Origin of the sequence: Paracoccus isoporae (genome assembly GCF_900101865.1) — a bacterium.
GTDB classification, from domain to species: Bacteria; Pseudomonadota; Alphaproteobacteria; order Rhodobacterales; family Rhodobacteraceae; genus Paracoccus; species Paracoccus isoporae.
The window spans coordinates 566,611-572,757 of record NZ_FNAH01000002.1 but is presented as its reverse complement, the minus strand read 5'-3'; the positions used below and the strand labels follow the sequence as shown (position 1 = coordinate 572,757).

The 6,147-nt window shown below is 63.9% G+C and carries 7 protein-coding genes and 1 tRNA gene; 4 read left to right on the top strand and 4 right to left on the bottom strand.

All coding sequences use genetic code 11. From position 1 onward, the window contains the following. On the top strand, positions 1-235 hold a 235-nt coding region (locus BLT73_RS17485), incomplete at its 5' end, for a hypothetical protein (RefSeq protein WP_218132508.1). 381 nt (positions 236-616) lie between these two features. On the opposite strand, the gene BLT73_RS06305 is transcribed toward BLT73_RS17485, so the two are convergent. Continuing rightward, positions 617-706, bottom strand: a tRNA-Ser gene (locus BLT73_RS06305). A gap of 99 nt (positions 707-805) precedes the next feature. Between BLT73_RS06305 and trpB the strand changes: the two genes are divergently transcribed. Continuing rightward, a complete protein-coding gene (gene trpB, locus BLT73_RS06300) occupies positions 806-2,035 on the top strand; it encodes a tryptophan synthase subunit beta (protein ID WP_090521841.1) in 1,230 nt (409 codons plus the stop codon). Here the strand turns inward: trpB and BLT73_RS06295 are convergent. From BLT73_RS06295 to pth, 3 genes are all read right to left on the bottom strand, one after another. Continuing rightward, positions 2,032-2,670, bottom strand: coding sequence for a DUF4893 domain-containing protein (locus tag BLT73_RS06295; protein WP_090521839.1), 639 nt, complete (start codon positions 2,668-2,670; stop codon positions 2,032-2,034). The genes trpB and BLT73_RS06295 overlap by 4 nt on opposite strands. Beyond that, on the bottom strand, positions 2,667-3,062 hold the full coding sequence (locus tag BLT73_RS06290) for a DUF2237 family protein (RefSeq protein WP_090521835.1): 396 nt from the start codon (positions 3,060-3,062) through the stop codon (positions 2,667-2,669). The genes BLT73_RS06295 and BLT73_RS06290 overlap by 4 nt, the downstream gene beginning before the upstream one ends. 158 nt (positions 3,063-3,220) lie before the next feature. After that, positions 3,221-3,940, bottom strand: a complete 720-nt coding sequence (gene pth / locus BLT73_RS06285) for an aminoacyl-tRNA hydrolase (RefSeq protein ID WP_090521833.1) — start codon at positions 3,938-3,940, stop codon at positions 3,221-3,223. Positions 3,941-4,104: 164 nt separating this feature from the next. Between pth and BLT73_RS06280 the strand changes: the two genes are divergently transcribed. Then, positions 4,105-4,737 carry an ATP-dependent Clp protease proteolytic subunit gene (locus BLT73_RS06280; protein WP_090521831.1) on the top strand — a complete coding sequence of 211 codons (633 nt, stop codon included), beginning with the start codon at positions 4,105-4,107 and terminating at the stop codon, positions 4,735-4,737. 121 nt (positions 4,738-4,858) lie between these two features. Beyond that, positions 4,859-6,124, top strand: a complete 1,266-nt coding sequence (gene clpX / locus BLT73_RS06275; protein WP_090521828.1) for an ATP-dependent Clp protease ATP-binding subunit ClpX — start codon at positions 4,859-4,861, stop codon at positions 6,122-6,124. Positions 6,125-6,147 lie beyond the last annotated feature (23 nt).

The window sequence follows — 6,147 nt, the reverse complement described above, 5'->3', positions numbered from 1 at the left end:
CGACACAATCTCTTCCGGCTTCGGTCGCTTGTTTGCCATCTCTGATCCTCCGTTTCCTAATCATAACGGCGGACCACTTCAGTGGGGGAGGATCATGATGCTATCACTGCTCCCTGATAGCATCGATGTAGCAAGGCGAGACGGCAATGATCGACTGTATGGCGACGGCCGCCTGATTTTCGGCATCGAGCCATCGGTTTCCGGCAAGATCAGGCGCCATCCGATCGAGCGCTAAGTAGATCTGCGAAGCAACGTCAGAGGGTCGGGCTATGGGGTTACGAGTTTCGGACGAGGAAACTAATCCGTGTCGGAAGCCAGCGTTTATCGGCTCCTCATTGTCCTGCTCTCCGCGTTCACGCAATGCCTCGGCAATGGACGGAGATACCATGGATATGATCGATCCCGCGTTCGTGGTCGCGCAAGCTTTGAGATTTCGCCTCAATAGCTACAGGCTGCACGAGGGCCAGACCATACGGCGACGATCGCGCCCGGCTTAGATTGGGCGCATTATTTTCAGATGTTGGTGCACCCTCGCATTTTTGGTAGGGTAATTATTAAGCAATTGAATTGCCGAGCGCCCATATTTTTAGCGAAAACAATAAAATAAAGGAATATTTGGCGGAGGCGGTGGGATTCGAACCCACGGTGGAGTTTCCCCCACGTCGGTTTTCAAGACCGGTGCATTCAACCACTCTGCCACGCCTCCGACCGCGTTCTGCTAGACCTCCGGCGCTGAAACTGCAAGCCCGGCTTGCCGCATGGCGCGGGCTTCGCTAGGACGGGCGCGAACCGACAGGAGGCGCGGATGACCGAACGTGTAAATTCTTACAGCCTGGGCCCGGATGAGCAGGGCCGGTTCGGGATTTTCGGCGGGCGGTTCGTGTCTGAGACGCTGATGCCGCTGATCCTCGATCTGGAGGCGGAGTATGACCGCGCCCGTCAGGATCCCGCCTTCAAGACCGAGATGGACGATCTGTGGGAGCATTATGTCGGCCGCCCGAGCCCGCTCTATTTCGCGCCGCGCCTGACCGAGGAGTTGGGCGGGGCAAAGATCTATCTCAAGCGCGAAGAGCTGAACCATACCGGCAGCCACAAGATCAACAACGTGCTGGGCCAGATCCTGCTGGCGCGGCGGATGGGCAAGACCCGGATCATCGCCGAGACCGGGGCCGGGCAGCACGGGGTGGCGACGGCCACGGTCTGCGCGCGGTTCGGGCTGAAATGCGTGGTCTATATGGGGGCCACCGATGTCGAACGGCAGGCGCCGAACGTCTTCCGCATGCGGCTTCTGGGGGCGGAGGTGGTGCCTGTCACATCCGGCAAGGGGACGCTGAAGGACGCGATGAACGATGCGCTGCGCGACTGGGTCACCAATGTGCGCGACACGTTCTATTGCATCGGCACGGTTGCCGGGCCGCATCCCTATCCGCGCATGGTGCGTGATTTCCAGGCCGTGATCGGGCGCGAGACGCGTGACCAGATCCTGCGCGCCGAGGGGCGGCTGCCCGATACGGTGATCGCCTGCATCGGCGGCGGCTCGAACGCGATGGGGCTGTTCCATCCCTTCCTCGACAATCCGGAGGTCGGGATCATCGGGGTGGAGGCGGGCGGTCACGGGGTTGACGCACGGATGGAGCATGCCGCCTCGTTGACCGGCGGCCGGGCCGGGGTGCTGCATGGCAACCGCACCTATCTGTTGCAGGACGAGGCCGGGCAGATCCTGGACGGGCATTCGATCAGCGCCGGGCTGGATTATCCCGGCATCGGGCCGGAACATGCCTGGCTGCATGAACAGGGGCGTGCGGAATATGTCCATGTGACCGACAAGGAGGCGCTCGCGGCGTTCCAGCTTTTGTGCCGGACGGAGGGGATCATCCCCGCGCTCGAACCCAGCCACGCGCTCGCCCATGTCAGCAAGATCGCGCCGGATCTGCCGAAGGATCACCTGATCGTGGTCAACCTGTCCGGCCGCGGCGACAAGGACATCTTCACCGTGGCGAAACATCTCGGGGTGGAGATCGACGCGGGCGGTTAACGCGTGAGGTAGAGCAGGTTGAAGCCGGATTCCAGCTCCGGGTCGGGAAACAGGATCCGCGCCCGGTCGGGCGTCACCATCTCCACCTCGGCAATGTCGATCCAGATCCGGCCCGCTTCCGGCCGCTGCGCCGGGTCATCGCGAAACACCGCATAATCGGGGGCGTCCGCCCCCTGCACGAAGCCGGTGCCCAGATAGATCAGCCGTTCGCCATCCAGATGCAGCGTGCCGCGCGTGCGTTGCGAGCCGGTCAGTTTCTCGAAGCCCGTGCCGTCGATCCGGCAGGTGAAATTGCCGTAGACGATGATGGGCAGGTTATCGCCCAGCTTGATCGTGCGGCAGCGCCACTCCCCCTGCATCGCCGTCAGCGCCGTATCGGGCGCCGTGTCGGCCACGCCGCCCATCGCCTCAGCCAGCATGTCCAGATCCGCATCCGTGCCCCCGGCGAAGGCTTGCCTCAGGGCGCGGCCCAGATGCGCGTCCAACGCGGCCAGCCGGTCGGCCTCGTCCTGTCGCAGCGCGGTGCCGTCGTCCAGCTTGGGCAGGTCCGCAGCGATCTCCTGCGCGATGGCGGGCAGGGCGGGCGACAGCGCAGTCAGCGTCGCCGCCAGTGCAATGATCCGCGTCCGGTTCATGCCCGTCCCCCGCCGTCGATCTGGCCTCGATCCACAGCATGGGCGCGCAGCAATTCCAGCGGCACCACCTCGAGCGCGCGGGCATGGGTCGCCTCCAGCACGACTTTCGGCGCGGCGAACTCCTGTGCGGCCTGCAGGAATCGCGCCGCGCAGAGACACCAGCGGTCGCCGGGGTTCAGCCCGGGAAAGCGGAATTCGGGGCGCGGCGTGGACAGGTCATTGCCGAGATATTTCGACAGCGCCAGAAACTCCGCAGTGACGACCACGCAGACGGTGTGGCTGCCCTGATCCTGCGGCCCGGTATTGCAGCAGCCGTCGCGAAAAAATCCGGTCATCGGATCGGTCGAGCAGGGGGCGAGCGTATCGCCCAGCACGTTCAGCGATGGGTCCATTCTGCACCTCCTCCAGCATCGTCCGCCGGGCATTGCGCCCATAAGCACAGCGTTGCCGCATGGGGCGTGGCTGTAAAGCCCTCTGGCGCTGAACTTGTCGTGGGGTGCGCGCGCTGCGCCGCGCCGTGGCCGAAAAGGAATGCCGCGGGCTGCGCCGCTCAGCGGAAACGGCTGGCCAGCGATTGCAGCTTTTCGGCCAGGCTTTGCGGTTTGTCTGGCTCTGCCGCGGGCTTGGATTGCGCCTTGGCGGGGGCGCGCGGGGCAGGGGGCTGCTGTCCTGCGGCCTCGGGCTGAGGGGCCTTGCCGCGCGCCGGGTTCACCCGCAACGCCACCTTGTTCTGAAACCCCGGCCCGTCACCCGCCGCCAACGCCTCGGCCCCGTCGGAGATCCCGCGCAGCAGGTCGTCCAGCCAGTCCGCATCCGCCTTGGCGAAATCCGACAGAACATAGGGCGCCACCCGGTCCTTGTGGCCGGGATGGCCGATGCCCAGCCGGACGCGCTGATACGCCTCGCCGATATGCTGATGCAGCGACCGCAGCCCGTTATGCCCGGCATGGCCGCCGCCGGTCTTGACCCGGCATTTGCCCGGCGCGAGATCCAGCTCGTCATGGAAGACAATCACATCCGCAGGGTCGAGCTTGAGATAGCGCATCGCCTCGCCCACCGATTGACCCGACAGGTTCATGAAGGTGCCGGGCTTGAGCAGCGCGACCCGCTCCGATCCCAGCCGCCCCTCGGCCATCTCGCCCTGAAACCGCGCCCGCCACGGCCCGAACCCGTGATCCCCGGCGATGCGGTCCACCGCCATGAAACCGATATTATGCCGGTTGCCGGCATATTTCGGCCCCGGATTGCCCAGCCCCACGATCAGTTTCATCTCCGCGCCCTCCGTCAAACTGGGTCAAATGCGCTGCATCCCTTGCGGAGGTGATCCGGCGTTACTAAGACTCTGTCAACCTCTGGAAGGTACAACACCGCTCTGGCGGGGGTCGGCTCCGGCCCCGGAACGGCAGGGCCACGACAATCGGGCAGGGAAGATTGATGAGCGATCCGGCAGAATTCTACATGAACACGCTTGTCCCCATGGTGGTCGAACAGACCTCGCGCGGGGAACGGGCCTATGACATCTTCTCGCGGCTGCTGAAGGAACGCATCATCTTCGTCTCGGGCCCCGTCCATGACGGCATGTCCACGCTGATCTGCGCCCAGCTTCTGTTCCTGGAGGCGGAAAATCCGTCGAAGGAAATCTCCATGTATATCAACAGCCCCGGCGGTGTCGTGACCTCGGGCCTGTCGATCTACGACACGATGCAGTATATCCGCCCGCGCGTCTCGACCCTGGTGATCGGTCAGGCCTCGTCGATGGGATCGCTGCTGCTTTGCGCGGGCGAAAAGGGCAAGCGCTTCGCGCTGCCCAACAGCCGGATCATGGTCCACCAGCCCTCGGGCGGGTTCCAGGGTCAGGCCACCGACATCCTGATCCACGCGCAGGAGACGCAGAAGCTGAAACAGAGGCTGAACGAGATCTATGTCCACCATACCGGCCAGACGCTGGAGGCGGTGGAGGAGGCGCTGGAACGCGACCGCTTCATGTCGCCGGAAGAGGCCAAGGAGTGGGGCTTGATCGACGAGGTGCTGAGCCCGCGCGGCAAGGCCGACCCGGACAGCAAGTGATTCCCGCCGATTCGGCAGCTCTGCCGTTTGGGGATTGAGACATGGGGCGCAGATCCCTAACATGGGCAGACCGAAACCGCAGCCCTGGGCAGTCATAAGCGGGCAGGACTAAGGACGTAGCATGGCGAATGAGACCGACAGCAAGAACACGCTCTATTGCAGCTTTTGCGGCAAGAGCCAGCACGAGGTCCGCAAGCTGATCGCGGGTCCGACGGTGTTCATCTGCGATGAATGCGTCGAGCTGTGCATGGACATCATCCGCGAGGAGACGAAAGCCTCGGGCCTGAAATCGGGCGAGGGCGTGCCGACGCCCTTGGAAATCTGCCAGGTGCTAGATGATTACGTCATCGGTCAGGAACGCGCCAAGCGCGTACTCTCCGTCGCGGTGCATAACCATTACAAGCGGCTGAATCACGGCTCCAAGTCTGATATCGAGCTGGCGAAATCCAACATCCTGCTGATCGGCCCGACCGGCTGCGGCAAGACGCTGCTGGCGCAGACGCTGGCGCGGATCCTCGATGTGCCCTTCACCATGGCCGACGCGACCACGCTGACCGAGGCCGGTTACGTGGGCGAGGATGTCGAGAACATCATCCTGAAACTGCTCCAGGCCTCCGAATACAATGTCGAGCGGGCTCAGCGCGGCATCGTCTATATCGACGAGGTCGACAAGATCACCCGCAAATCCGACAACCCCTCGATCACCCGCGACGTGTCGGGCGAGGGGGTGCAGCAGGCGCTGCTGAAGATCATGGAAGGCACCGTGGCCTCCGTGCCGCCGCAGGGCGGGCGCAAGCATCCGCAGCAGGAATTCCTGCAGGTGGACACGACCAATATCCTGTTCGTCTGCGGCGGCGCCTTTGCCGGGCTCGACCGGATCATCTCGCAGCGCAACAAGGGCACGGCGATGGGGTTCGGGGCCGAGGTCAAGGAAAACGACGATCGCGGCGTGGGCGATCTGTTCAAGGAGCTGGAGCCGGAAGACCTGCTGAAATTCGGCCTGATCCCGGAATTCGTCGGCCGTCTGCCGGTGATCGCGACGCTGTCGGACCTGGACGAGGATGCGCTGATCATCATCCTGACCAAGCCGAAAAATGCGCTCGTCAAACAGTATCAGCGCCTGTTCGATCTGGAAGGCGTCAAGCTGACCTTCACCGATGACGCGCTGACCGCCATTGCGCGGCGCGCCATCAAGCGCAAGACCGGGGCGCGCGGGCTGCGCTCGATCATGGAAGACATCCTGCTGGACACGATGTTCGACCTGCCCGGTCTGGAAAGCGTCGAGGAGGTGGTGGTGAACGAGGAAGCCGTGGACAATATCTCGGCCAAGCCGCTCATCATCCATGCCGACGCGAAAAAGGAAGCCAACTCCAAGACCGCCGGCTAGGTGCGGGGGCGCGTGGTCGGTCC

Excerpts from the sequence above, each read along its gene's own strand:
- BLT73_RS06280 (WP_090521831.1), top strand. The coding sequence starts at position 4,105 with ATGAGCGATCCGGCAGAATTCTACATGAACACGCTTGTCCCCATGGTG.
- clpX (WP_090521828.1), top strand. The coding sequence starts at position 4,859 with ATGGCGAATGAGACCGACAGCAAGAACACGCTCTATTGCAGCTTTTGC.
- BLT73_RS06295 (WP_090521839.1), bottom strand. The coding sequence starts at position 2,670 with ATGAACCGGACGCGGATCATTGCACTGGCGGCGACGCTGACTGCGCTG.
- trpB (WP_090521841.1), top strand. The coding sequence starts at position 806 with ATGACCGAACGTGTAAATTCTTACAGCCTGGGCCCGGATGAGCAGGGC.
- pth (WP_090521833.1), bottom strand. The coding sequence starts at position 3,940 with ATGAAACTGATCGTGGGGCTGGGCAATCCGGGGCCGAAATATGCCGGC.
- BLT73_RS06290 (WP_090521835.1), bottom strand. The coding sequence starts at position 3,062 with ATGGACCCATCGCTGAACGTGCTGGGCGATACGCTCGCCCCCTGCTCG.